The sequence below is a fragment of the Siminovitchia fordii DSM 16014 = CIP 108821 genome, from assembly GCF_000374565.1.
GTDB lineage: Bacteria > Bacillota > Bacilli > Bacillales > Bacillaceae_C > Siminovitchia > Siminovitchia fordii.
Window position 1 is genome coordinate 100,235 of sequence record NZ_KB894691.1, and the last position, 24,294, is coordinate 124,528.

The following is a 24,294-nucleotide window of genomic DNA, read 5'->3' on the forward strand; positions in this document are numbered from 1 at the left end:
TGTATTGTTAAATATTGTAACACAATTGAATCGATTAAAGATTTTCATATATAAATGGTTGATTTAGAATTTCAACTTCAAAATGCCTTCAAGTCAAAAAACCTTACAAAGGAAGATGTAGAAAACATGACAAATCAAATTTCCGTTTTGGATGGCAAATTAAGAAGTGTTCACTTAAATGCTCACATTGACATGATTGATGTATTAAATGATGTTCAAACTAAATTGTACGATGAATTACGAGGATATTCTTCAGATCACCAGTAAGCCCATTCAAGCAACGCAGAATAAACACATAGTATTTATGATGAATATCTATAAAAGGGGTAAAAGCTTAGCCTCGCTCTTCAACAAAAGGGCTCTATTGTGGAAGAATCCGAAGAATTAAATAACTTTATCATACGCCATGAAAACTTAAGCCCGGTTAACGCCGGGCCAGTTTTTATTTAACAAAAAACGAAAAAGCTTTTAAAGAGGACTTTTTATGGATTTATTTTTAGTTTATTATTTTTTACCATTATTGTTTTCTATTTTATGGTTTTTAAATTTAGTGAAACTATTAGAAAACCTAAAACTAGATAAAAACATCCAAACTCAAAAAATACTGGGCTGTGTTTTAAGTATTGGATTAACTTTTTCCATCCTCTTATCAATTTTAGATCATTAATTTTAACATAAAACAAAAAAGCGACCCTTCCATAATAGGGTAGGTCGCTCTCTTAGGCACTTGATGCCCTCATAAGTTAATTATAACATACGCTTAATCACGCAACTTTTTGAGTAACTGTTTATTTTAAGACGTACCGATGTCATTTTATTAACGTATTTTGCAGCAAGTTGGTTTTTGCTGTTTGAAAATGACGGGCACGAGTCTTAGATTTAAGATCATCACCATTTATGTTTGGCCTTTCGGTTTGATGGCAGACTTTTGTAGCCACAGGTTTAATTTCCTGCGTTCATTTTATTAACCAACGCATTTTTCTGAGGGAATTGAGATTAAATTCCTACATAAAAACTCTAATTAATAAAGCGCTGATCAAAACCTGTTACGAATCCTCCCGCAATGACAAGGGCATTCCTGCCAACAGTCACCTTCCCCCATTGTCAGTAGAGTCCCTCTTTCTTCAAAAAATCTTTCGCAACCTTTTCTGGCGACATTCCATCAACATTCACTTTATAATTCATCTCACGCATCTCATCATCTGTAATTTTTCCGGCCAATTGATTTAAGGCCTTCACCACTTCCGGGTATTGTTCACTTTTTTCGCGATTCATAAGCGGAGCACCCTGGTATGGCGGGAATAGATGCTTGTCATCCTCCAGTACAACAAGCTTATAATGTTCAATTTCACTGTCTGTTGAATAGGCGTCGATCAGATTGATATCACCGGATTCAACCGCAGTATATCGCAGCTTCGGTTCCATCGTTTTCACGGAAGGAAATTGAAATCCATACAGCTTTTGTATTCCGACATACCCATCTTCACGATCGGAGAACTCCAATGTGAAGCCGGCTTTGATTTTATCAGAAATAGTTTCCAGATCCGAAATAGTGGAAATGCCAAATTGATCGACAATCTCCTCAGGCACGGCCAACGCATACGTGTTATTATAATTCATCGGTTCCAGCAATAAGAGATCAAACTTCTCCAGCATCCCATCTCTTGCCTGCTCGTATACTTCCTCCCTGTCGGTGCTGACCGCTTCCTCTTTTAAAAACTCGGAGATGGCCGTTCCAGTAAATTCAGGGTAAATATCAATACTTTCACTCCTTAAGGCATTGAACAAAAAAGAGGTTTTTCCAAGCCCCGGCTTCAACTCAACTTGGAGATCAGTATTTTCTTCAATCAGTACTTTGTACATATTAATTAGAATTTCAGGTTCGGAACCAAGCTTCCCTGCAATGACCAGCTCCTTTTTTTTGCCGCCGACCGTAAATGGAATGACAATGATCAACAAGGCAGCAACGGCTATGACTCCGATCACACCGGCTGATTTTTTAAAAGAAAGTTGTTCGAATCGACGGAGAAGAATGTCGAATAGAATGGCCAAAAGAGCTGACGGGACCGCACCAAGCACAATAAGAGCTGAATTGTTTCGGTCGATTCCAAGCAAAATGATATCACCTAAACCGCCTGCTCCGATTAACGCTGCAAGGGTGGCCGTTCCGACGATGAGGACCATACCTGTCCGAATTCCAGCCATGATGACGGGCATCGCAAGCGGAAGTTCGACTTTCATCAATTGCTGACGTTTATTCATTCCCATTGCTCTGGCTGCTTCCGTCAATGAAGGGTCAACCTCTTTGATGCCCGTATAGGTATTCCGTAAAATGGGAAGAAGCGCATAAACGACCAGAGCAATGACTGCCGGGATTTTCCCTATTCCGAGCAGCGGGATCAACAATCCAAGCAACGCCAATGACGGGATGGTCTGCAACACGGCGGTGATGCCGATGATGCTTTCAGCCGCTTTTTTATTCTTTGTTAAAAAAATCCCAAGCGGGATCGCTATCAAAACGGCAAAAAACAGTGCAATGAATGACAACTCGATATGTTCCAGTAATGCCGAGACCAATTCTCCTTTTCTATCCTGGAAAACCTTTACAAAATCACTCATTTTCATAGCCTCTCTCATCCAAATGGCTTGCCATATATTCAATGATCCTGCGTCTGTCTATTAAACCGATGGACTTTCCGCCCTTTTCCACGACAACCTTTTCATGCTGCGATAAACTTTCCAGAACTTCAGCCAGAGAAACAACCGTAGGGAGACGGAGTGGAACATCTGATTCGTCCAAAGGAAGGACAAGCGGCTCAAGATTGATTCTACCATCCGGTTTATGTATTCCGACAAAATCACGCACAAAGTTGTTTACTGGATGATGTAAGATTTCATCCGGAGATCCGATTTGAAGGACCTTTCCTTCTTTCATGATGCAGATCCTATCACCAAGTTTAAGTGCTTCACGGATGTCATGCGTCACAAAGACAATTGTTTTATTAATTGTCTGCTTCAAATGCAGCATATCATTCTGCAGCTTTTCCCTGCTGATTGGATCGAGGGCACTGAATGGCTCATCCATTAGAATAATACGAGGATCTGCCGCCAATGCCCTGGCGACTCCAATACGTTGCTGCTGGCCTCCTGAAAGCTCCGCCGGCTTTCGGTTTCGATAAATAGCCGGGTTCAATCCAACCATTTCCAGCAGTTTGTCCACCCTGTCTTGAATTTGTTTTCGGCCCCACATTTTCAACTCCGGCACAATTGCGATGTTTTCTGCGATCGTCATATGGGGAAAAAGCGCAATCTGCTGAAGTACATAGCCGATGTTCCAACGCAATTCATGTATGTCATATTCAGTAATCTTTTTATCATCTATAAAAATGCTGCCTTCTGAGACATCAATCAAACGGTTAATCATCTTCAGGGTTGTCGTTTTTCCACAGCCGCTCGGACCGATTAATACAAAAAACTCATTTTCTTGTATGTGTAAATCAAGCTTGTCGACAGCCTTTGTCCGATGCTCATATAGCTTCGACACTCCATCGAATGTAATCATAGGATCCTCCTTTTTACCAAAAATGCATAGTCGCGTTAATTGTCGCAGTAGGCTAAAGAAAAATCAAATAGTATGAGTTTCTTTGAAAATTTTTATGAATCCAATAGTCCAGTCTATCCGTACTTAGGTTAAAAGGACGGTGGAAAAATGAATAATCATGAGATAGACTATAAAATTTTTGGCGATGACATGCAGTTTGTAGAAGTTGAATTGGATCCTGGTGAAACTGTTGTTGCAGAAGCCGGAAGCTTGATGATGATGGATGATCGCATTCATATGGAAACAGTTTTTGGAGACGGTTCTTCCCAAAGCGGAGGACTGATGGACAAACTGATTGGCGCTGGCAAACGGGTTCTGACAGGAGAAAGCCTGTTTATGACGACGTTTACGAATGAAGGAAGCGGAAAAAAGCATGTTTCATTTGCCTCACCTTACCCCGGAAAAATCATTCCGATGGATTTAAGTGAACTGAATGGAAAAATCATCTGCCAAAAAGATGCATTTTTATGCGCAGCAAAAGGCGTATCTGTAGGAATTGAGTTCCAGCGTAAATTGGGGACAAGCTTTTTCGGGGGAGAAGGATTCATCATGCAGAAGCTGGAAGGCGATGGAATGGCGTTCGTCCATGCGGGAGGGACGATTCACCAAAAGGTACTGGGACCGGGAGAAACCTTGAAAATAGACACCGGGTGCTTAGTGGCCATGACCCATGATGTGGATTACGACATTGAGTTTGTCCGCGGCGTGAAAACAGCATTGTTCGGAGGAGAAGGGCTCTTCTTTGCCACATTAAAGGGACCAGGGACTGTTTGGGTACAGTCACTGCCATTCAGCAGGCTGGCCAGCCGCGTATTTGCAGCCATGCCTGCAGGCGGAGGATCGAAGGATGAAGGCGGTATCGGCGGACTGTTTAATATGTTTAGCGACAGATAATGAGAAGAGCCTGGGACAAAACCCAGTAAATAGAAAAAGAGTGGCATCCACCAACACAAGTTGGTAACCATGCCACTCTTTGTTTTAGGTTGGGTTTATTTAATTCCTATTTTCGTGGATTGACTCTGAGGATAGTTCCGCAGGGATCCGAAATCCAGTAACCCTCTGAGTTCTCGTGTACCTCCACTTCGTCTCTTCTATTAATGTGATTCTCTTGTAAATACTCTGCTGCTATCTTCACATTGTCTGTCTGAATCTCCAGCCATACATCTTGTTGAGAATAATTATCCATACAATCCAACCAGAGTGTGGCATCGCCAAACTGAAAAGCATGTGACTCAGACATGAAGCCCAAATATGGCAACTTTATAACTTCCTTATAAAAGTGCACCGTCTCGCTGTATTTGAATTTAGGAATCTTTAGAGCAATGTTATTTCCACCTTTGAATTCTCCTCTTGCCATTTCCAAACATTTATTTTTATCTTTACTATACCAGCTGTTACTGTTTTCCGTTTCTTCCAGATTGCTATTTTTTTGCCGATCTTCAACAATCTGGCCCAATTTTTGGAAGAACATTAGGTAATATTGGGTTATTTCACCATAAAAAACCTTTAGAAAAATATATCCAAAGGAGGAAAACTTCTCAAGTTATTGGAATATCCTTTGTATATCAACGATTCAAATAACCTATAAAAATGGTTCCAACCATCAAAAGTCCGATGGTTGGAACCATTTTTATTATTTTGGGCTAGTTATGTCCCAGCCCCTTATTCGTTGGGGCTTAATCCTTTGACCAAAAACTGGATCGTTCTTTCCATTTCCTTTTCATCATCCCACTGATCAGGGGGCAAGATGAAAAATCGGGCCATCAGATGTCCAAAAATGGTTGAAAGAAATAGGCGGAAGACGCTTTCAGGCGGCATATCAATGATATCTCCTTTCTCCTGGTAATGCCGGACAACCTTTTCCATACGAGTGTATATTTTAGCCGCGATATGCTCCTTGAATTGTCCCTGAAGTTCCTGATGAAAAGGCAGCTCCTGCACAAGAATCCTGAATAACTGTATATTTTTTTCTAAAAAAACTTCTCGGTTTTTAATCATTGCTCTCAAAAAATCTTCCAGAGAATCATAATTTTTATCCAACACCCGGTTGATATCCTTTATGACAAATGGAGCAATCATCTTGGCCATCATCGGCGCCACAATGGACAATAGCAGTTCTTTCTTCGTTCTATAGTGCCGAAAAATGGTTCCTTCAGCGACACCTGCCTTTTTTGCTATTTCACTCGTTGATGTGGCGGCATATCCTTTTTCCGCAAAAATTTCAACAGCTGCGGTAATAATTTTTTTCTGTTTAGGTGTGAATTCTTCCTCATCCAAAGATAATTCATCCCAAATCTGGTTTTGCTCAAACATATTAGATTCCTCTCTATAATTTCCGATATTTTCTAAGGGCAGCAATATTCAAGATCATGAATAATAGTGCGAAGCCCAGCAGTACAGCCAGATTCAGAGCAATTTCGCCCAGTCCATTTCCTCTGACCATGACATCCCTTAAAGCATCTGCTGCATAATAAAGTGGTGTAAGCGGGCCTACCCAGCTTAACCAATCCGAAATGGTTTCCAGATTGAACAGACCTGAAAAAAATATTTGCGGAACGACAATAATCGGAATGAATTGAATCATCTGCAGTTCATTGTTTGCAAACGAAGAGAGTAAAATTCCGAGAGTCAAAGCCGTCAATGACAGCAGCAATATGATCAAAAGCACGTTCCAAAACGAGCCTTCCATCAACATACCCAACGCGTAAATACTGTAGGCAGCAATAATTGTTGCCTGCACAAGTGTAAAAAGACCAAAGCCGACCACATACCCCAGGACAATTTCCCATTTTCTGAGCGGTGTTGATAACAGGCGCTCCAATGTCCCTGTCGTCCTTTCTCTTATAAAAGATACCCCTGCAATGAGGAACACGAAGAAAAAAACAAAAAAGCCGAGAAGGACAGGCCCGAAATAATCAAACTGACTCATGCCAGCAGATCCGTGTAGATAATGGATATTCATATCTGCCGATCCGTTTTGTTCTTGGAGTGGCTTGAACGCCCTTTGTATCCATTTCATCGCCGCCCCATTAATGAGCGGGTCACTACCTTCAAGATAAACCAACGGCCGCATCTGATCAAATAGAAGATAGCCGTCCAATTCACCGGAAGATAACAATTCCTTGGCTTGCTTCTCTCCTTTTAATTGGGTTATATGAGCACCCTTAAGATTCATTTTATCCTCAATCTGTTCCGGAACATTCACTAGCCCAATTTTTGGTGTATAGTCATCCCCGTTAAAAACAAGATGAAGCATCGTCAAAACAAGAATAGGCGCAAAGACTAAAAGACCGATGGTTCTTTTATCCCTGCCGATTTGCTGCAGGATCCTTTTCACCAGTGCCATAACTCTCATCAGGATGCACCTCCATATATGAGGAACGCCTCTTCTATCGAGCTTGAACTCGTATCTTGCTTCAATTGCTCCGGAGTTCCTACGGCGATAAGTTGACCTTCACGAATCAGGCCCAAACGATCACATTTTTCCGCTTCGTCCATGACATGAGTTGTTACAATCAGCGTCTTTCCTTCCTCTTTTAAAAGATGGAAAGCTTCCCAAACATTTTTTCTCAAAACTGGATCAATGCCGACCGTCGGTTCATCCAATATTAACAATTCAGGCTGATGCAACAAGGCAATGGCCAAGGACAGCCTTCTTTTCATACCGCCCGAATAATTGGAAACCTGCTTTCCAAGATGGCCGGTTAATTGGACAAGCTCCATCACCTCCATGATTCTTTGCTTTCGATCTTTTTTCTTCAGGCCATATAAGGCTGCAAAAAATTCAAGATTTTCCTGGGCTCTCAAATCCATATATAGCGCATCCGATTGAGCCATATATCCCAGCTTTTCAATCAAATGCAAGGAAGGCATCCTTTCATGAAAAACTTCAATTTCACCGGATGTGGGCACTTCCAGACCAGCGATTTCCTTAACTAAAGTCGTTTTCCCTGCCCCTGAAGGTCCAAGCAGGCCAAAAATTTCCCCTTGTTGAATCTCGAGATCAATGTTTTTCAGAATTTCCATCGTTCCAAACTTTTTAGAGACACTGCGGATTGAAACACAGGAATCTTTCAAATTTTTCACTCCTTCTCTTGGTGAGTGATTACTCACTTTTTATTATAAACGAATTTTACTAAAATTAGAAGTGTTAATATCGGATTCCGGCCCTTTGAGGTATTTTCACATAAGAAGTATTAAGGTATAATGATGGGAGAAGCTCTATAAGATAGAATGATCGTCTCGGCGCTGGGAACACCGAAACGATCCTACAATAGCAGGTCCCGCCGGGGATCAGCACAGTGTGTACTAAAGCCGCCTGGAGGGTCATCTCAAAGGCGGCTTTAGTCTTTTTTAAATGACAGAATGGCCACAATCAAAACAGCAAAACCAATCATAGACGTGATAGATTCGTATACTGTCATGGCACCACCTCCCCCGCGAGAAGTGTGCACGGACCGCCCTTGAGAAACCTGTTCTATTGTTCTTATATTATACCATTTTTTCAACAAATGCGAACATATGTTTTTATTTTGTTACTTTAGAACGAGGAGGCGAATAAGTTGGCTCATGCTCTTGTCATTGGTGGAACGGGAATGCTGTCAGATACCGTTCACTGGCTTGCCCAACAACATTACCGAGTATCTGTGATAGCAAGAAACCGTAGGCGGATGGAAAAATTGATCGGCCAATCAAAAAAACCTTCTGCCATTATCCCTGTGCTCGTCGATTACTGTAATGAAATAGATCTTCGCAATGAGATCAAGAGGATTATTCACGAAAATGGGGAGATCAAATTGGTTGTGGCCTGGGTCCATTCTATAGGAAAAAATGCTTTGCCCGTTATCGCAGAGGTCATTTCAAAAAACAGCAAAAACAAGTGGAAGCTCTTTCATATACTGGGCAGCAGTACGGATCTGAAAAAGGCAGTCCAAGAGGTAGACATACCGTCCGGATGTGATTATCGCCAAGTTCAGCTAGGATTTGTCATTGAACATGGCCATTCTCGGTGGCTGACCCATAAAGAAATATCACACGGCATCATCGACTGCATTCAAAAAGATGCCCCGCTTCATGTTGTTGGCACTGTTGAACCATGGGAATTGCATCCATGAAAAGAAGTCTGCTGGCCGCAGACTTCTTTGCTCATATCGTATAGTTCAGCCAATCAGCGCGTTTTCCACCCATTTTTTCATAAAAGCGCTGTGCGCGGTAGTTGTCAGGGGCGGTCACCCAAGACATATGGAAATAACCATTCTCCTTGGTATAGTCCTCGCAGGCTTTAAACAGTGCCTGTGCAACGCCTGCTCCCCTCTCCTCTTCAACAACATACAAATCATTCATAACCGTTATTTTATCCGCCCTTGTTGTACTGTATGTGAAGTACAGAGTCGCAAAACCTGCCAGCTTTCCACCTTTTTCGGCTACGAATTGGATCCCTTCCTCTTTTTCAAGCAGTAGTTCAATGATATAGTGCATTTTTTCAACTTCCGGCCTTGGCCTTTGGTAAAAATCCACAACATACTCATACATAAGCATTGTTAACTCATCTCTATCTTTCTTCTCAGCTGCCCTTACATTGATTGACATAGATCATTCCCCCATTCCAATGTATTACATAAAAGGTTATAGTAAATTTGTACACTAAGAAAGATACAGTTAATTAAAATTCAACCAGTACAGATACGAGGTGATTTCATGGAAATATGTCCACAATTGGAAAATCAATCAAGCGAACCGTTGTACTTACAGCTCTATCAATACTTCAAGGACAACATCCAAACTGGTGGTATTTCGTCTTATAAACGACTGCCATCTATCCGTGAACTGGCCAATGATTTACACGTGAGTAGAACAACTGTCCAGATGGCCTATCAGCAGCTTCTTGCAGAAGGTTATATTGAAAGCAAAGAACGCAGCGGATATTTTGTTGTTGACATAGATAGGGACCCTTTTGGGGATCTCCCTCAAATACCTCAAACGAATCCTGAGAATAAGCTCCCAGTCCAGAAAAAGAATCTTTTTAATTTTTATATGTCTGGTATAGACGTGGATCATTTCCCTTTTCAAAAATGGAAAACATGCATTAATCATAGCCTGAGTACGGAGTTTCTATCATATGGCGACAGGCAAGGAGAGCCTGGCCTTCGTTTGGAGATCAGCCATTACCTTCGGCAAGCACGTGCGGTAAACTGCACAAAAGAACAAATTGTCATTGGTGCTGGGACACAAACCATCATGAGACTTTTGTGCGAATTGATTGTGTTTAATGAAAAGAAAATTGCCATGGAGGAGCCGGGGTATGAAGGAGTGCGCCACGTTTTCCATAGGCATGGGTTTGAGGTTGTACCTATCAAACTGGAAAAAGACGGGATCGATCTGGATGAATTGGCGAAGAGTGGTGCAAAAGTCGTTTATATAACTCCATCCCACCAATATCCGTTAGGAATGGTCATGCCGATTTCAAAGCGGATGAAACTTTTACAATGGGCGGAAGAGAATAACGGCTGGATTATTGAAGACGACTATGACGGAGAATTCCGCTATCACGGAAAACCCATTCCTTCTCTGCAGGGATTGGATGCCCACGGACATGTTGTGTATACCGGCACTTTTTCAAAATCACTCATGCCAGCCATCCGAATGAGTTATACCGTTCTTCCAAAGCGGCTTTTGGACATCTATCAAGAAAATATGTCTATGTATGATCAAACCGTTTCACGGCTTCATCAGAAATCATTGCAGGCGTTCATGGAAAGCGGTGAATGGGAGCGACACATAAGGAGAATGAGAAAAATTTATCAGAGGAAGCATGACCTTCTTTTACAAACCATTAAAAATGTTATGAATGCGCATGTGGAAATCACCGGCCAAAACGCAGGCTTACATATCGCAATTCAAGTAAACAGCAAAAAAAATGCAGATGAACTTGTGCAAATTGCAGAGCAATCAGGGATAAAAGTATATAGTACAACAGCCAATTGGATATCCGGACAGGAAAAAGGAAAACCACTTATATTACTGGGATTCGGAGGCTTATCAGAAAAACAGATCGTTGACGGGATTGCACTCCTTCACCAAGCCTGGCTGCCATTTTATAAAAAACCTATTGACCCTCACGCAACGTGATCCTTTATATTGTGATTGAAGGGAGGCAAGATCAATGAAAGTGAAAGAAGTGGCAAAGCTGACAGGGATCAGCGTCCGGACGTTACACCATTATGATGAGATCGGTTTGCTCTCGCCCGAGCGACAATATGAATCAGGTTATCGCGAATATACAGACGAAAATTTGGAAACCCTTCAGCAAATCCTGTTTTTCAGAGAGCTCGGCTTCCCTTTAAAAAAAATAAAAGACGTGTTGAACAGCCCGGCATTCGATCGGCGGGAGGCATTGCTTATGCAGAAAAAGATGCTGTTGGAAAAGCGGTCCCGGCTTGATCAAATGATCCGCTTGGTCGAAAAATCGATTCAACACGCCGAAGGAGAGATTAAAATGACGAATGAAGAGAAGTTCGAAGGCTTTGATTTCAGCCATAACCCATATGAAAAAGAGGCACGAGAACGTTGGGGAAACAAGGCAGTCGACCGATCCAATGCGAAGCTTGCAGGTATGTCGGAAGAGGAGCAAGAGGCGATGACTAAAAAGATGAACGACATATATAAACAGTTAGCTGGACTCCGCCAAGAATTACCAGCTTCTGAGAAAGCCCAGTCTGCCATTAAAGAATGGTATGACTTCTTAAATAACAACTTTGGAAACTACTCGCTTGAGGCTTTTAAAGGCTTGGGACAGATGTATGTTGCTGATGAGCGCTTCACGAAAAATATTGACCAATTCGGTGAAGGCTTGGCACAATTTATGTGTGATGCGATGGCTGTATTCGCTGATAAAAATAAATAAAGCAGAAAGTGATTGGGCCCTGCAAATCTGGACCCAATCACTTTCTCTTAATTATATTTATGAAATGAAGCTGGGGAGATGTCTGTTTAAGATAAATTCGACTCTTTTTCGGTGTGATACTGTCCGGGGTTTTGAAAATATGATCAGCTCTTTGGAAATGTAACCACTTTTCAAAAGCTAACAACTTCTTAAAAAACATTATATTCCTTTCTGAATGACAACCCGCTTCGATTTCCAAACCGCCATCCACACGGCTTCTGCTTGAATATTTGTTAATCATCTTCCCCTATATAATGTATATATAAATCTTCGTTTTCCGATTTCAGCACCAGGTCTTTGGGCACCTTTAAATAAAGGTAGTTTATATCCTGGAATCCCCCGAAATCCATCGCGCCTTTGCGTTCTCCGGTAAACTGGGTAATGACAAATTCTTTTTCGAACACCGCAAATTCAAGGTTTTTTTCCTCCCATTTCCCCTTCAAATGCAATGTATCATTTTCCAGCTTCACATCACGGGATTGGTATTCATCCGTAAGGTCAAATCCTCCGATAACCGAACTTGCATAATAAGTACCCTCAATGAACCCATCATTATCGGGCTTCCTTTCTACGATCACTGTTCCATCAAACCAATCCTGATCTTTTATGCGAAGCTCTTTTCCACTGTATTTCCATTGCCATTCATTCAGGATAAATCGAGATTCAATTTCACTTGTACGCCCATCAAAAATGGCATCATCCATGCGGCTCATTTCGTTATCCAGCTGGTCATCAGAAGACAGATTGAAGCCAGGTTCCTTTTTACTGACTGGCAAAGCTTCAAAAACAAATACTGAAGCAATGAGCAAAAGTCCATATCCCATTAACAATATTTTAACGATACGTTTATTTTTTAAAACGCCTTGCTGCATGCTCATGCTGCCTTTAATCCCCCAGATCAGAAGGCCGGCAACCCCTACAATTACTATTAAAACCGTTAGAGCCATTATGTTCTGACCTCCATTCGGTTCGACAAGACCACTGATCCTGCGAAAAAAAGAGCTGATAAAACGAGGGCTTTAACAGCAAATAATAACAAAGACGATTCGGCAAAAATAAAATCAAAAATGGCTTTTGCCACCTCCACATTGCGGATACCCAAATAAACGACAATGCCGGTGAAAAGAACAGGCAGCAAAAAGATGAAAATTTTATTCACCTGAACAATCATCCCTGTTAAATAACCAAGAGATGCAAACAATATCATATATAAAATGGCCGCCACCACACTAATAAAAAATTCCCCCGGAGCTTCAAGAAAACTGTTGCCCAAGCCGTATTGAACATCGCCAAAAAAGAAGGCGATAATCCTAAGCATGAAACCAGCCAACACGGCCGCTGCCCCGCCGATGACGCTGGCTGTCAGTAAAAATAATATATTTGCCAAATTGCTGCTCAATCGATTGGCCACAAAGCTGAAATCGTCATATCTGACTGCTTTTGTTGTAATGAGTATTCCAGTAATGAATATCCAAATCATCGTAAAAACAACAACCATATCAGCAGAGTAATAGGAAATATTAATCGACATTCCGGTACTCGAACTCGTTCCGACTGAACTCACGCCCCCGAGCGAAAACAGAAAGCTGATCAGCTGAACACCGGCCATTGAGCTAAAAACGCCCAAAAAGGCTCTCAGTTTGAATTCATACTGTCTCTTTATTACGTCAGACAAACTCATTTCGGTTAAAGACATCGTCGATTCCCCCTTTTTGTCTGCTCGTCAAATAAACGCACACATCACTTGCCGATACCTGGGACACTTTTATTCCATCCACCTTCATTTGATAGATTTGATCTTCGGAATAGTCATTTTTTACAACGGTAAAAGTACGGCCGGGTCCTGCTTCCTTCTCATGGATGATTTCCTTATTTTCGCTCCATTTCGCAACGGCTGACATCTTTCCAGTAAGACCGACCGCCCACTCCTTCAGATCGGAAACAGACAAGTGCAAACGAACTTTCCCATTGTTAATCAAAAGGACATCTTCCAGCACATCCTCTATCTCGCTCAAATGATGGCTCGAAACAATGATGGTCCGCGGATGAGCGAGATAATCCTTTAGCAAAGCCCGGTAAAAATCTTTGCGGACTGCAGCATCCATCCCTGTCGTGGGCTCATCGAAAATGGTCAAAGCACATCGGGACGCCAGCCCCAAAATCATATTGAATGTACTCTTCATCCCTTTTGATAAATGTCCATGGTGAAAATTGGGATTGAAAGAAAAGTAATCGAATAGGCCTTTTGCCAGTTTCTCATCCCACTTTTCATAAAAACGCCCTGCTTCTTCCAATATTTCTTTTAAAGTAAGAGCAGGCGGCAGCCCCATCTGATCATCTATGAAAATACTGTTGGCTGAGACCCTCAGACTATTAAAAGGATCTTCGGAAAAAACTTTGATCGTTCCGGAAGTTGGATGAATCAAGCCGGAAATCAACTTTAACAACGTCGTCTTGCCAGCCCCGTTCCTGCCGACAAGTCCGGTTACTTTATTTTCATTGATTGTCAATGACAGTTGATCCAACACCTGGTGTCGTCCATATTTTTTCGTCAGATCCGTACATTCGATAATATTCACTCTCTGCCCCTCCCCTTGTTCACTTCTTTAAGCATTTTAATGAGATCATTCTCCGAAACATTCAATCTTTCAGCTTCAAGGACAAGCTCCTGAATCAATCGTTTTAACGTTTCATTTCTTCGTTTGCTTATAACTTTTTCTTTCGCTCCTTCTGCAACGAACATACCGAGTCCCCGCCTTTTATATAAAATACCTTCGTCCACCAATACATTCAGCCCTTTTGCGGCAGTTGCCGGATTAATATTAAACATATCTGCCAGCTGATATTGGGAATACACTTTGTCATTCACTTTAAAACGGCCGCCTATGATCTCGTTCTCCAGCGATTCCGAAATCTGAAGATAAATCGGCTTCGTATCATTTGGATCAATCAACATACACATCCTCCTCTCTGGATGGGTGCATTACTGTTGTAATGTAGTATATGATACCATATTAAAAATAGCAATAAGAAAACCGATGATGTTTGAATAAGTCAACGGTTTGAATTCATTGCCCAATTTTCCGATAATATAGACATCTACGTATAAATCTCTTAATATATTGGTAATACCATGCCCTAAAGCGGACATTCTTTGCGGGAAGGGAAGCTTTTAACGTAGGAAGACTTACAGCGGATGGAAAAATAGTAATTCACAAGGAGATGTTATTACGCATGAACTTCTAAAAGTTTGCTTTCCCAGGTTGAAAAATTGAGGGTGAGGCTCAGTTGATCGGGATTTACAGTGACATGTGAAGCACCTTTCGCAAAACCGATCCACAGTTTTATGACTGGCGCCCCTATGCTAGGTGTTAAGCTGAAGAAATGACAAAGGAAGAGGATGGTCAAACATGGAGAAAAAATTGTACCGCGACTTTTTCCTGTTTTTCGATATTACTGTCATGCTTATCATATTAGCTGCCTTGAGTATTTTTGTATGTTTAAAGGGCGATAGGTGGATTCTGGCCATCTACTTTTTGCTAGGATTTGTTGCGTATATGTTTACGGAATATGCAACCCATCGATTCCTGTTTCATCTGAAAACACCAAAAAACCGGCTATTTTTAAAGTTTCTAAAACGCATCCATTACGATCATCATAAAGACCCGAATGATTTAAAACTTCTTTTTCTGCCACTTTGGTACACCATTCCAAATCTTTCTATTGCAGGCGGGATCTTTTATCTGATCGAACAAACCTTCATAGGGACGTTTTCCTTCCTCATGGGAATCATTGTCATGCTGCTTATTTACGAGTGGAAGCATTACGTTGCACACCGTCCCATTAAACCGATCACTAAGTTCGGAGTATGGGTGAAAAAACTTCACTTGCTGCACCACTTCAAAAATGAGAATTATTGGTACGGCGTCTCAACACCTTTTGCAGATATGTTATTTGGTACGCTAAAGGATGAAAAGAGAGTGGACACAAGTAAAACCGTCAAGGATTTAGAAAAGAGAGGGATATCTTCATAACGGATCATTCATCAAACGTTTGATTAATCCAGTGCTCTTTTCTTTCACTATCAAAATAGTAGGGAGGGACTTTCCCTTTCTCACCTTGAGATAGTAATGTATGTCTCTCAACCACATAAGATACCGACCGTACACCCTTTTCTCCATTACCTTCCTATGTCTCGGTAAAAACAACCAAATATTTCTCTTTTTCTAATTCAGATGCCTCAGTCGCCATGATTACACGATAATCATTAATGGTGCCTTCCACTTTTCCAATTTTATCCGGAAATGTGCCCAAAACCCTTCCCTCATCTGAAGCGGCTATTTTTACTGCCTCTTCCTTTGTAAAAGGCGGTATTTTAGGTGAAGTGTATTCGAGAGTAATCCAAGCTATTAAGGAGAACAGGATAGGAATCGAAGTAAACAAATAAACTTTCTTTCGCTTGGGACCCTTGTATAGTAACAATAAGCGGTCGATGAGAGCATACAGCAAAGCAGCCGCCATTCCTATAATGGCAAATCCAGCCTGTTGAAACAATAAACCACTAGCTGAGCCGAATACAACATGTAATAGAATATACAACCATTGGTTCCCTTTAAACCAATTCTTTTGCGCATGCTCCAATGCAAGAGAAACCAAATTTCCATAAACCAAAATAACGGGTCCACTAAAAGTGAAAACCACGTACGACCACCCTATGAATTGATTCCCTTTATGGTAAGGCCCATCCACGCCTAAGAAAATGGCTCCCATGACAAAAGAGAAAAACAAAGCAGTAAAGACTGTGGTCCATAATTTTCGTTTTACTATTTCGGTAAAATCACTTTCTGTCTTCATGCTATCGCTCCTCTGATAAATTGGAGTTGCCACTTATTAATCAAACATTTGATTAGTGGGAGCACTGCTACATTTAATCAGCCTTGATTGGGCAGCCGCTTCAACACACCAAATTTCAATCCAAACGGTTGATTAATATTCCCTCATCATCATATTCTTCGATCACACCATGTCGTACTCCTGCTTAATCGGGAAAAACATCTGGAGCAGTTCTTTACTGTAACGCGTTAATTGAGTGGGGGTCAGACCCCCTTATGATCACCTCTTAAAAAAACCGCCCTGACGGACGGTTTAAGCCTGGTTGGCCAAAGGGGCATTTTGTTTACCCTGCAATTCTAAAATGATTTCACGTTTATATTCTATGAATTCTATCGTTAACTGCATATCCCATTCACGGGGCCGCGGCAGTTCAACTTGGATTTCTTTCGCAATTTTTCCGGGCCGGGCTGACATGACATAGATCCGGTCCGACAGATATACCGCCTCATCCACATCGTGGGTGACGAATAATACACTGCACTTTTCTTCCTCCCATACACTTAGAAGCAGGTCCTGCATTTCTTTTCTTGTCTGGGCATCCAGCGCACCGAACGGCTCATCCATGAGCAGCAAACTTGGCTTGTAAACGAGCGCCCTCGCAATAGCCACCCGTTGCTGCATCCCCCCTGACATTTGGGATGGATAATGGTTTTCAAATCCATCAAGGCCGACTAGCTTTAGAAAATGCAAGGCCATTTCTTTCTTTTGGGCCTTGTTTAGTGTGGTGTCTTTTTTCAATGCAAAAGCTACATTTTCCCACGCGTGAAGCCAAGGAAGCAGGCTGTATTGCTGAAAAACAACCCCGCGGTCCCTTCCCGCTCCTGTTATTTGTTTGCCGTCCAATTGGAGATCGCCTTCCGTATAAGTGTCCAATCCGGCCACAAGTCTTAAAAAGGTAGATTTCCCACATCCAGACGGCCCCAGTAAGGAAACAAACTCACCTGTTTTGATATGCAGGTTAACATCTTGGAGGGCTACCACTTCTTTTTTATTGCTTATAAAAATTTTATTGATATCCTTGGCTGCTAAACGAACTTCTTCCACGATATCCCCTCCATCATTCTTTTACCTTGGCTGATTCCTTCCACGGGAATAAACGGTGATATAACAACTTGAATAGCATATCTGTAATCAGACCGAGAAGCCCGATCACAAGGATTCCGAGAATGATCCTATCCGTTGCAAGGTAACGCTGCGCCTGCATAATCCGGAATCCGAGCCCTTCAGAAGCGGCGACGAGTTCAGCCACAACGAGATAGGTCCATGCCCATCCCCATGTCGTCCGGAACGTATCCATGATACCCGGAAAAGCCGCCCTGAACACGATATCTTTGACAATCTCAAACTTTTTCAAGCCGATTGTCATTCCGACTTCAACAAGTGAACGATTGACGGTTTTACAATTGTCGGCAACCATGATTACTTCCTGGAAAAATACTCCCAGAAACAGGATGAAGAATTTTTGTATATCTGTTGTGCCGAACCATAAAATGGACAGTGGAATAAAAGCGACCGCCGGCATATAGCGGACCAGGCCGACTATCGGCTCCCAGACGGACTGCCACGCCCTTGAAGTCCCCATCATAATTCCGATCGGCAGAGCGAACAAGGTAGAAATAAAAAAGCCCATAAAGATCCGGTAAAAACTGACGCCGATGTCTTTAAAAAAGATGCCTTCTTCAATCTCTTCCATTGCTGCGCGAATCACGTCACTCGGTGATGGTAGAAAGAGAGGATCTACGTAGCCCCCGTACGTTACAATGCTCCATATTGCAAAAATGAAAAATACACTGATTGTTGAAATGATTGAATATCGTTTCATCTTTACCAACTATTCCATATCAAATATTTCGTCTAGATTGATTTCTTTCTTCATACTTCCACTTTCCAACATAAGCGTTTGAATGTTTTCCGCTGCTTTTTTCAACTCACCGGAGCTGACTTTATCTGCTTGCTCTTCACTGTTGTAAAATTTCAATCCGCTCAAAATGGATGGCAATTCATCAGCGGTGATACCGCTCCCTTTACCTACGATTTCGTTTCCTTCTTCTTCATTGTCTCTCCAATATTGAAGGGCCTCGTCCCAAACCGCACGGAGCTTTTCTTTCGCTTCAGGGTTATCTTCAAAGAACTTCGTTTTAGCTACTACAATATCACTGATCAAACCGGGTGAGTCATCCCCTGTATATAAAAGATGCACTCCCTCATCCTTCTTCTTGTCCAACACTTCTTTAATGTATGGAGCATAAGTAACAGCTGTTTTTACATCGCCGGAAATTATAGAAAGGCCTGCCTGCGGCGCCGGCATAAATACTGTTTCAACGTCATCCAGCGTCATGCCCTCTTCGCTTAAAGCCTGCTGGAGAAGAAGTTCCGATGTCGCTCCCTCTTCAAAAGCGATCTTTTGCCCTTTGAGGTCTTTTACTGACTTAATGTCTTTTGCAGCTAAAATAGCATCTGCATCATGAGATTCATCCATAAAAATGATCGCTTTCATGTCCAAATCCTGGTTGGCTTTCATCCGGATGGTTGTATGAGTTGCAAGATTCGCCACATCCACTTTATCAGATGCAAAAGCAGCGTTCATATCGGAATCCTGCTCGAAAGAAACGGTCTCTATTTTGATGCCGTGTTTCTCATCGATCCCTTTTTCTTCCGCAATCCAGAAAGGTCCATTGCCAACCCATGGCTGAACAGCCACTTTGATCGTTTGTGTATCTTCTTTATTTCCGTCGCCTTTTTCCTTTGCTCCATTGGAGCTATTAGAGCATCCAGCAGCAATAAGCATGAAAATCGCCATGCTGATGGCCAAAATTTTAAACTTCATTTTGACTTCCCCCTCGTTTTCAAAATACTTTTTTACTCTACCATACTAAAGCATACGGGTGTCAACAGGCCATTAAAAAAGCATAAAGCGCTAATTTAAGCCGCCACTGGTGGCCTGCCAAAGCATCACGTCGCCAGCCTCTTTGGCAGAAAATGCCCTGTCGCATCACATACACTAGAACGTCCTGTCTGTCGGCTTGCTCCATGCAGCGACGACCTGTTGCAGCGTACTAGCAAGAAAAAAACAGTCCGCCGGATATGCTCCAAACGCACTAGCTCTATTTTAAAACAATTGTGAGTATAAAGAAATAGTTTTTACCTGGCAAAATAGAGTCAATTGTGGAACTTTTATGAACGACAGAAAAAAATGATTAATCCTTCGCAAGTAGAACGTAGATGCGAAAAAGGCCTGTCCCAAGTAATTTCAATCATAAGCATTTCATGATCTGTACAGTGTACAACGTATTTTTCTGAAACGGAATGTTCTTTTTCACCAGTGGTAAAATTTCCCTTAGACTACGTACATATTTGCATTGAGATGAGGATGCGGTGAATCGATTGGCCCGGTAGAAAATTCAGCACGAAGGCAGTAGTCTTTAATAGAGACAGCCTGATAAAGCGGACCTCATTAAACTTCTGAAATTCTGGGCTTTTTGTAACATGGGAATCTTGTGTGATTCGGGAAATCATTATATCAGAGAAATTTTGCTATACTGAGAGCAAGGTTGACTACTAGGAACAGGAGCGGTGACTCAGGGAATCAAATTCCGGTAAAAGGTTCATGCACTAGAACAAGATAAGTGCGCATAGTTTTCGTGGAAAGGTAGTTCGATTCAGTTAAACAGTCGGGTTGAACAAGGCAACTCTGACAGACAAGTGATGGGTTCCCCTTTACTATATAAAAATTTTATTATATATATGGGTGGTGGTTTGGATGGATGATTTTACAGAAAAAGTAATAGATGTCATATTGCAAATTCCTTCTGGACGAGTTGCCTCTTATGGGCAAATCGCCACGATTGCCGGTAATCATAGAGGCGCCAGGCAAGTCGGAAGACTTCTGTATTCCATGAGTGCCAAATATAAGTTGCCGTGGCACCGGATAGTTAATGCGAAGGGAGAGATTGTCGTGTTTAAAGCGGACAGGCAGAGGCAGCTCCTTGAGCTGGAAGGAGTAGAAGTAGATGGACGAGGACGGGTTGATATGAATAAGTTCCGCTGGGAGGGGCCTGCCGGTGAGGGGATGGACTGGATACTGGGATAAACTTTCTATGGAATGCGCTTACAAATTATGCTAGGATACTTGTAAACTAATTTGGAGGTGGAATATATCGTTATCAAGTATAGAGGAAGGTCACTTCCTTTAGAAGGTGTACAGGCTTCTATCAAACGGCTGCACCCGAGACATGCAGCAATTCCTATTTTAACTGCAAAAGAATTTTCCCTCGAAGCTGGCATTTCTGGTGAAATAAAGCTGACTGAAACACTTCACAAACACTCATCTCCATTTGAACACAGAGTGATTCATGACCTTTCCTTAGTATCGACTGCTCCTTTTCAAATAGACTCTCTGTTTCTAACCCCATTTTATGCTCTTGTTCTTGAAGTAAAAAATATTGGAGGACGATTGGAATTTAGGGACAACCCTTCCCAATTGATCCGTACCCGGGAGACTGGAGAAGTTGATGGATTTGAAAGCCCGGCAGCCCAAGTAGAACGCAATGGGAACTGCTTGAAGGCTGGCTTAAGTCAAATGGTATCGATATTCCCGTTTTCCGAGCTGTCGTATTAGCGTATCCAAAGCAGATTCTGGATCGGGCCCCAGCAAAGACCCCAGTGTTATTCCCCAATCATGTTCCTCTCTATATTATGGATTTGCCCCGTAAAGAAACGTTACTCGATCAGAAAACATTCAATTGGCTAGCTGGAGAATTTCTAGATCGTCACATCAATTATGTTCCAAGGCCTGTCTGTGAAACTTACAATATTCCAAGAAAGGACATTCGAACCGGGGTCATCTGCCTCCATTGCGGGGCAATCGGGATGGTTAAAATCAAAAGGAGCTGGCTCTGTCGTTCATGCGGATGCCTTGATCATAGAGCACATGAACGCGGGGTTAGGGAGTGGTTTCTTATAATGGGGCGCGAAATGACAAATAAGGATTGCAGAGAGTTTCTTGGAGTTGATATGAATATTGCTTCTAGAATATTAAATTCTATGGATTTAAACAGAACCGGTTCCTGCCGCTATCGTAGATATACCTTAGATTTTCATTAAAAAGACTTATACGAGAGGTGGAGCTGCTATAAGTGAGTGGCACCTTCTATATGAGAGGTGGAGCGGTTATAAGTGAGTGGTAGCTGTTATACGAGAGGTGGAGCTGTTACAAGTGAGTGGCACCTTTCATAAGAGAGTTGGAACTGTTATAAGTGAGTAGCACCTTCTATACGAGAGTTGGAGCTGCTATAAAAGAGTGGCAGCTGTTATACGAGAGTTGGAGCTGTTATAAGTGAGTGGCACCTTCTATACGTGAGTTGGAACTGTTATACGAGAGTGACACTTCTATAAGAGAGTGGTAGCTTTTATAAAAGGAGTTGCAGCTTCCATAAGAGAACCGCAACTTTATAAGTGAGTTGGAGCGCGCCAGTCATCCCCACAGGGAATCGACGCGCTCCTACCCATTTCGGTTAAGCGTCATCCACAATGATATAGGTGGCATGGACAGGTCCGTGCACACCGACAACGAGACTCATTTCGATGTCGGCGGAGTTGCTCGGTCCGGAAATGAAGTTGACACAGGATGCAACGTCCTCTCCGTCCGCAATCCGTCTGTCGATTTCAGCAGCGGCCTGGGTGATCCTAGGAACGATGGTGCTTTTCGGAATGACTGCAATGTAGTCCCTCGGCAGCAGGCTCACGGAACGGCCTTTACCTTTTCCTGAGAAAAGGACGACTGTTGCGGATTCAGCCAGTGTTATATCGCTGAAGGTAATACCGACATCGGCCCGTTCAGCTGCGGCTATGGCCGCTTCCCGATCTTGCGAATCCCACTCATAAACATCATAATCTTCCTGTTCCCATATTTTGTCCAGTCCGAACTCTACAAATCTGGGATCCTTCCATTTTACAATTGATTGGCACTTATTCCGTTCAAGAGCTTCGTTTAAGGCTGATCCCAACCTCTCCTTATCTGTTTCGATCACTTCGGTGTGAACGAGCAGACACTGATTCTTTAAGACTTCAACCAGTCCATCACCCGATAGGCCGGAAAGAACTTCCCATTGCGGCTTGGAACCCCAATCGGGGCAGACAGGTTTTTCTTTTACACGTTCCCGGCCAAAATTTTTCGCCAAGCGTTTGAGGAAGCTGTCACGGTTGAATATTTCTCCCTGTGGTTGTGAAGAGCTACCATGCTGAAGTTTTTCAGAAGCGGATCCGTCCACCTGCGACAAAGAGTTATGAATACTCATTTCCCCGCCCCCTTTTTCCGTTCCTTATACAGGTCCCGGAATCTTTTTTTCCCGACGGAAGGAAGGTCGCGCGACTGTGTCCAGCCCCTGATCGGTTTCGGTCCGCCCTTCGACATGCCGGTAATCATTCCGCGTACAACTGTTGCAGATTTTGTACTAATCCTATAAAGCCGGCTGGATGATGTGACTGTACGAAACGTTTTCATCGCCATCTTTTCTCCAGCAGGGGCAAGACCTTCATCCTGGACGATTCGTTGGCGATGTTTATACAACAATTCGTGCAGCGGAATGCGCACCGGGCAGACTTCCGTGCATGCCGCACACAATGAGGATGCATATGGAAGCTCCTTGTATTCCTCATATCCGCCTAAAAGCGGCGTGAGGACAGCGCCAATCGGCCCCTGATAAATCGATCCGTATGCATGACCGCCGATATGGCGGTATACCGGACATACATTGACGCAAGCCGCACAGCGGATGCAGTGCAATGCCGATTGGAACTCCGTTCCAAGGATACTGGACCTGCCGTTATCGACGATCACCAAATGGAATTCCTCTGGTCCATCTGCTTCACCTTCCATCTTTGGACCACTCAAGGCCGTTACATACGTTGAAAGTTTTTGTCCAACTGCACTCCGGCATAGCAGAGAAACCATCACTTCGAAGTCAGCCCATGTCGGAACAAGCCGCTCCATTCCCATGACGGTAATTTGCGTCTTCGGCACCGTAGTCGAAAGCCGCGCATTCCCCTCGTTCGTCACAATTCCGACAGTACCTGAATTTGCGATTGCGAAGTTGCATCCGGTTATGCCGATATCAGCTGACAAAAATTCCTTCCGAAGCTGTTCGCGAGCAAACTGTGTCAGCTCCTCCGGCTTTTCGGTACCGGCGTACCCCCTTTTTTCTGTAAAAATATCCCTTACCTGTTCTTTCGTTTTATGGAGGGCGGGACCGATGAAGTGAGACGGATGGTCATTATCCAATTGAATGATATATTCGCCGAGGTCCGTTTCAACTACTTCACAGCCGGCCTTTTCTAAAATTGGATTCAAACCGATCTCCTCTGTGACCATCGACTTTGATTTTACAATTTTTTTTGCCTGCTTTTGGCGGACAACCTTTTCAATGTACTGATTGGCATCTTCTGCGGTTTCGGCGAAAAACACATGTCCGCCCCTCTTCGCCACATTTTCGCTTAACTCAGTCAAATAGTAATCAAGATTTTCTATCGTATGTGAGCGGATTTTTTCACCTAGATCCCGCCAGCGTTCCCAGTCGCCCAGCTCATCGACCGCCTTTAATCGGACGGATTGAAGCCGTTCTTGTGCAGGAGGAACTGCCCTCTGTACATCCGGATCCCGAAGCGCTTCATCTGTACGCGCATCAAATGCGGCACTGCCAATTTTAATTCCCATTTGCCTCTCCCCTTTCTTTAAAAGATATGAATCATTTTCCAGCTTTGACGGACAGGACGTCGCTGCTTGAGCCTGTCGCCCTGCAAGATAGCCCAACACCCAAAAAAATTGAAGGGAGACGGAAACTTTTTTCCGAATCTTGCCGGC

The 24,294-nt window shown here is 42.7% G+C and carries 27 protein-coding genes; 9 read left to right on the forward strand and 18 right to left on the reverse strand.

Annotated elements, in window-relative coordinates; translation table 11 throughout:
* Positions 1 to 54: 54 nt before the first annotated feature.
* Together C509_RS0111300 and C509_RS0111305 are read left to right on the forward strand one after the other, a co-directional pair.
* Positions 55 to 267: a hypothetical protein gene (locus C509_RS0111300; RefSeq protein WP_018707051.1), complete on the forward strand. Its 213-nt coding sequence runs from the start codon at positions 55 to 57 to the stop codon at positions 265 to 267.
* A gap of 217 nt (positions 268 to 484) precedes the next feature.
* Positions 485 to 667 (forward strand): hypothetical protein, encoded by a 183-nt coding sequence (locus tag C509_RS0111305; RefSeq protein WP_018707052.1) that lies wholly within the window; start codon positions 485 to 487, stop codon positions 665 to 667.
* Between the two features lie 437 nt (positions 668 to 1,104).
* Here the strand turns inward: C509_RS0111305 and opuFB are convergent, their stop codons facing one another.
* Positions 1,105 to 2,619: an osmoprotectant update ABC transporter permease/substrate-binding subunit OpuFB gene (gene opuFB, locus C509_RS0111310; protein WP_018707053.1), complete on the reverse strand. Its 1,515-nt coding sequence runs from the start codon at positions 2,617 to 2,619 to the stop codon at positions 1,105 to 1,107.
* Positions 2,612 to 3,562: an ABC transporter ATP-binding protein gene (locus C509_RS0111315; protein ID WP_018707054.1), complete on the reverse strand. Its 951-nt coding sequence runs from the start codon at positions 3,560 to 3,562 to the stop codon at positions 2,612 to 2,614. The genes opuFB and C509_RS0111315 overlap by 8 nt, the downstream gene beginning before the upstream one ends.
* Positions 3,563 to 3,709: 147 nt before the next feature.
* Here C509_RS0111315 and C509_RS0111320 point away from each other — a divergent pair, with 147 nt between their 5' ends.
* On the forward strand, positions 3,710 to 4,495 hold the full coding sequence (locus C509_RS0111320) for a TIGR00266 family protein (RefSeq protein ID WP_018707055.1): 786 nt from the start codon (positions 3,710 to 3,712) through the stop codon (positions 4,493 to 4,495).
* 106 nt (positions 4,496 to 4,601) lie between these two features.
* On the opposite strand, the gene C509_RS0111325 is transcribed toward C509_RS0111320, so the two are convergent.
* The 5 genes from C509_RS0111325 to C509_RS27510 all read right to left on the reverse strand — a co-directional run bounded on the left by C509_RS0111325 (position 4,602) and on the right by C509_RS27510 (position 8,025).
* Positions 4,602 to 5,072 carry a hypothetical protein gene (locus tag C509_RS0111325; protein WP_018707056.1) on the reverse strand — a complete coding sequence of 157 codons (471 nt, stop codon included), beginning with the start codon at positions 5,070 to 5,072 and terminating at the stop codon, positions 4,602 to 4,604.
* A 191-nt stretch (positions 5,073 to 5,263) separates the two neighbouring features.
* Positions 5,264 to 5,914, reverse strand: a complete 651-nt coding sequence (locus tag C509_RS0111330) for a TetR/AcrR family transcriptional regulator (RefSeq protein WP_018707057.1) — start codon at positions 5,912 to 5,914, stop codon at positions 5,264 to 5,266.
* A gap of 13 nt (positions 5,915 to 5,927) precedes the next feature.
* Positions 5,928 to 6,956, reverse strand: a complete 1,029-nt coding sequence (locus C509_RS0111335) for an ABC transporter permease (protein WP_018707058.1) — start codon at positions 6,954 to 6,956, stop codon at positions 5,928 to 5,930.
* Positions 6,956 to 7,678 carry an ABC transporter ATP-binding protein gene (locus C509_RS0111340; protein WP_018707059.1) on the reverse strand — a complete coding sequence of 241 codons (723 nt, stop codon included), beginning with the start codon at positions 7,676 to 7,678 and terminating at the stop codon, positions 6,956 to 6,958. Before C509_RS0111340 ends, C509_RS0111335 begins: the two co-directional genes overlap by 1 nt.
* Before the next feature lie 266 nt (positions 7,679 to 7,944).
* Positions 7,945 to 8,025, reverse strand: a complete 81-nt coding sequence (locus C509_RS27510) for a putative holin-like toxin (RefSeq protein WP_373315280.1) — start codon at positions 8,023 to 8,025, stop codon at positions 7,945 to 7,947.
* Positions 8,026 to 8,163: 138 nt separating this feature from the next.
* On the opposite strand from C509_RS27510, the gene C509_RS0111350 reads away from it, so the two are divergent.
* Positions 8,164 to 8,715: a short-chain dehydrogenase gene (locus C509_RS0111350; protein WP_018707060.1), complete on the forward strand. Its 552-nt coding sequence runs from the start codon at positions 8,164 to 8,166 to the stop codon at positions 8,713 to 8,715.
* A 31-nt stretch (positions 8,716 to 8,746) separates the two neighbouring features.
* Here C509_RS0111350 and C509_RS0111355 read toward each other — a convergent pair whose 3' ends face one another.
* Positions 8,747 to 9,190 (reverse strand): GNAT family N-acetyltransferase, encoded by a 444-nt coding sequence (locus C509_RS0111355; RefSeq protein ID WP_018707061.1) that lies wholly within the window; start codon positions 9,188 to 9,190, stop codon positions 8,747 to 8,749.
* Between the two features lie 108 nt (positions 9,191 to 9,298).
* Here C509_RS0111355 and pdxR point away from each other — a divergent pair, with 108 nt between their 5' ends.
* Complete coding sequence (pdxR, locus tag C509_RS0111360; RefSeq protein WP_018707062.1) at positions 9,299 to 10,729, forward strand: MocR-like pyridoxine biosynthesis transcription factor PdxR; 1,431 nt, start codon at positions 9,299 to 9,301, stop codon at positions 10,727 to 10,729.
* A 34-nt stretch (positions 10,730 to 10,763) separates the two neighbouring features.
* Entirely contained in the window at positions 10,764 to 11,504 is a 741-nt protein-coding gene (locus tag C509_RS0111365; RefSeq protein WP_018707063.1) for a MerR family transcriptional regulator, read from the forward strand.
* A gap of 272 nt (positions 11,505 to 11,776) precedes the next feature.
* On the opposite strand, the gene C509_RS0111375 is transcribed toward C509_RS0111365, so the two are convergent.
* Genes C509_RS0111375 through C509_RS0111390 form a run of 4 tightly spaced genes read right to left on the reverse strand, consistent with a single transcriptional unit; the run spans position 11,777 to position 14,499 of the window.
* Entirely contained in the window at positions 11,777 to 12,490 is a 714-nt protein-coding gene (locus C509_RS0111375; protein ID WP_018707065.1) for a hypothetical protein, read from the reverse strand.
* On the reverse strand, positions 12,490 to 13,239 hold the full coding sequence (locus C509_RS0111380; RefSeq protein ID WP_018707066.1) for a hypothetical protein: 750 nt from the start codon (positions 13,237 to 13,239) through the stop codon (positions 12,490 to 12,492). The genes C509_RS0111375 and C509_RS0111380 overlap by 1 nt, the downstream gene beginning before the upstream one ends.
* A complete protein-coding gene (locus tag C509_RS0111385; protein WP_018707067.1) occupies positions 13,211 to 14,122 on the reverse strand; it encodes an ABC transporter ATP-binding protein in 912 nt (303 codons plus the stop codon). The genes C509_RS0111380 and C509_RS0111385 overlap by 29 nt, the downstream gene beginning before the upstream one ends.
* Positions 14,119 to 14,499 (reverse strand): GntR family transcriptional regulator, encoded by a 381-nt coding sequence (locus tag C509_RS0111390; RefSeq protein ID WP_018707068.1) that lies wholly within the window; start codon positions 14,497 to 14,499, stop codon positions 14,119 to 14,121. The genes C509_RS0111385 and C509_RS0111390 overlap by 4 nt, the downstream gene beginning before the upstream one ends.
* A gap of 454 nt (positions 14,500 to 14,953) precedes the next feature.
* Between C509_RS0111390 and C509_RS0111395 the strand changes: the two genes are divergently transcribed.
* Positions 14,954 to 15,577 (forward strand): sterol desaturase family protein, encoded by a 624-nt coding sequence (locus C509_RS0111395; RefSeq protein ID WP_018707069.1) that lies wholly within the window; start codon positions 14,954 to 14,956, stop codon positions 15,575 to 15,577.
* Between the two features lie 154 nt (positions 15,578 to 15,731).
* Here the strand turns inward: C509_RS0111395 and C509_RS0111405 are convergent, their stop codons facing one another.
* From C509_RS0111405 to C509_RS0111420, 4 genes are all read right to left on the reverse strand, one after another.
* Positions 15,732 to 16,397 (reverse strand): hypothetical protein, encoded by a 666-nt coding sequence (locus tag C509_RS0111405; protein ID WP_018707071.1) that lies wholly within the window; start codon positions 16,395 to 16,397, stop codon positions 15,732 to 15,734.
* Positions 16,398 to 16,688: 291 nt separating this feature from the next.
* Positions 16,689 to 17,480, reverse strand: a complete 792-nt coding sequence (locus C509_RS0111410; RefSeq protein ID WP_018707072.1) for an ABC transporter ATP-binding protein — start codon at positions 17,478 to 17,480, stop codon at positions 16,689 to 16,691.
* 13 nt (positions 17,481 to 17,493) lie between these two features.
* On the reverse strand, positions 17,494 to 18,258 hold the full coding sequence (locus C509_RS0111415; RefSeq protein ID WP_018707073.1) for an ABC transporter permease: 765 nt from the start codon (positions 18,256 to 18,258) through the stop codon (positions 17,494 to 17,496).
* Positions 18,259 to 18,267: 9 nt separating this feature from the next.
* Complete coding sequence (locus C509_RS0111420) at positions 18,268 to 19,263, reverse strand: ABC transporter substrate-binding protein (RefSeq protein ID WP_018707074.1); 996 nt, start codon at positions 19,261 to 19,263, stop codon at positions 18,268 to 18,270.
* A gap of 933 nt (positions 19,264 to 20,196) precedes the next feature.
* On the opposite strand from C509_RS0111420, the gene C509_RS0111425 reads away from it, so the two are divergent.
* Positions 20,197 to 20,526: an MGMT family protein gene (locus C509_RS0111425; protein WP_018707075.1), complete on the forward strand. Its 330-nt coding sequence runs from the start codon at positions 20,197 to 20,199 to the stop codon at positions 20,524 to 20,526.
* Between the two features lie 57 nt (positions 20,527 to 20,583).
* Positions 20,584 to 21,054 carry a nuclease-related domain-containing protein gene (locus C509_RS27015; RefSeq protein ID WP_245542466.1) on the forward strand — a complete coding sequence of 157 codons (471 nt, stop codon included), beginning with the start codon at positions 20,584 to 20,586 and terminating at the stop codon, positions 21,052 to 21,054.
* Between the two features lie 895 nt (positions 21,055 to 21,949).
* Here C509_RS27015 and C509_RS0111440 read toward each other — a convergent pair.
* Complete coding sequence (locus tag C509_RS0111440; protein WP_018707077.1) at positions 21,950 to 22,732, reverse strand: LutC/YkgG family protein; 783 nt, start codon at positions 22,730 to 22,732, stop codon at positions 21,950 to 21,952.
* Positions 22,729 to 24,147: a LutB/LldF family L-lactate oxidation iron-sulfur protein gene (locus C509_RS0111445; RefSeq protein ID WP_026319817.1), complete on the reverse strand. Its 1,419-nt coding sequence runs from the start codon at positions 24,145 to 24,147 to the stop codon at positions 22,729 to 22,731. Before C509_RS0111445 ends, C509_RS0111440 begins: the two co-directional genes overlap by 4 nt.
* Between the last annotated feature and the right edge of the window lie 147 nt (positions 24,148 to 24,294).

Excerpts from the sequence above, each read along its gene's own strand:
- C509_RS0111395 (WP_018707069.1), top strand. The coding sequence starts at position 14,954 with ATGGAGAAAAAATTGTACCGCGACTTTTTCCTGTTTTTCGATATTACT.
- C509_RS0111420 (WP_018707074.1), bottom strand. The coding sequence starts at position 19,263 with ATGAAGTTTAAAATTTTGGCCATCAGCATGGCGATTTTCATGCTTATT.
- C509_RS0111405 (WP_018707071.1), bottom strand. The coding sequence starts at position 16,397 with ATGAAGACAGAAAGTGATTTTACCGAAATAGTAAAACGAAAATTATGG.
- C509_RS0111335 (WP_018707058.1), bottom strand. The coding sequence starts at position 6,956 with ATGAGAGTTATGGCACTGGTGAAAAGGATCCTGCAGCAAATCGGCAGG.
- C509_RS27510 (WP_373315280.1), bottom strand. The coding sequence starts at position 8,025 with ATGACAGTATACGAATCTATCACGTCTATGATTGGTTTTGCTGTTTTG.
- C509_RS0111330 (WP_018707057.1), bottom strand. The coding sequence starts at position 5,914 with ATGTTTGAGCAAAACCAGATTTGGGATGAATTATCTTTGGATGAGGAA.
- C509_RS0111425 (WP_018707075.1), top strand. The coding sequence starts at position 20,197 with ATGGATGATTTTACAGAAAAAGTAATAGATGTCATATTGCAAATTCCT.
- C509_RS0111440 (WP_018707077.1), bottom strand. The coding sequence starts at position 22,732 with ATGAGTATTCATAACTCTTTGTCGCAGGTGGACGGATCCGCTTCTGAA.
- C509_RS0111445 (WP_026319817.1), bottom strand. The coding sequence starts at position 24,147 with ATGGGAATTAAAATTGGCAGTGCCGCATTTGATGCGCGTACAGATGAA.
- C509_RS0111365 (WP_018707063.1), top strand. The coding sequence starts at position 10,764 with ATGAAAGTGAAAGAAGTGGCAAAGCTGACAGGGATCAGCGTCCGGACG.
- C509_RS0111300 (WP_018707051.1), top strand. The coding sequence starts at position 55 with ATGGTTGATTTAGAATTTCAACTTCAAAATGCCTTCAAGTCAAAAAAC.
- C509_RS0111375 (WP_018707065.1), bottom strand. The coding sequence starts at position 12,490 with ATGGCTCTAACGGTTTTAATAGTAATTGTAGGGGTTGCCGGCCTTCTG.
- pdxR (WP_018707062.1), top strand. The coding sequence starts at position 9,299 with ATGGAAATATGTCCACAATTGGAAAATCAATCAAGCGAACCGTTGTAC.
- C509_RS0111415 (WP_018707073.1), bottom strand. The coding sequence starts at position 18,258 with ATGAAACGATATTCAATCATTTCAACAATCAGTGTATTTTTCATTTTT.
- C509_RS0111390 (WP_018707068.1), bottom strand. The coding sequence starts at position 14,499 with ATGTTGATTGATCCAAATGATACGAAGCCGATTTATCTTCAGATTTCG.
- C509_RS0111355 (WP_018707061.1), bottom strand. The coding sequence starts at position 9,190 with ATGTCAATCAATGTAAGGGCAGCTGAGAAGAAAGATAGAGATGAGTTA.
- C509_RS0111325 (WP_018707056.1), bottom strand. The coding sequence starts at position 5,072 with ATGTTCTTCCAAAAATTGGGCCAGATTGTTGAAGATCGGCAAAAAAAT.
- C509_RS0111315 (WP_018707054.1), bottom strand. The coding sequence starts at position 3,562 with ATGATTACATTCGATGGAGTGTCGAAGCTATATGAGCATCGGACAAAG.
- C509_RS0111305 (WP_018707052.1), top strand. The coding sequence starts at position 485 with ATGGATTTATTTTTAGTTTATTATTTTTTACCATTATTGTTTTCTATT.
- C509_RS0111320 (WP_018707055.1), top strand. The coding sequence starts at position 3,710 with ATGAATAATCATGAGATAGACTATAAAATTTTTGGCGATGACATGCAG.
- opuFB (WP_018707053.1), bottom strand. The coding sequence starts at position 2,619 with ATGAGTGATTTTGTAAAGGTTTTCCAGGATAGAAAAGGAGAATTGGTC.
- C509_RS0111380 (WP_018707066.1), bottom strand. The coding sequence starts at position 13,239 with ATGTCTTTAACCGAAATGAGTTTGTCTGACGTAATAAAGAGACAGTAT.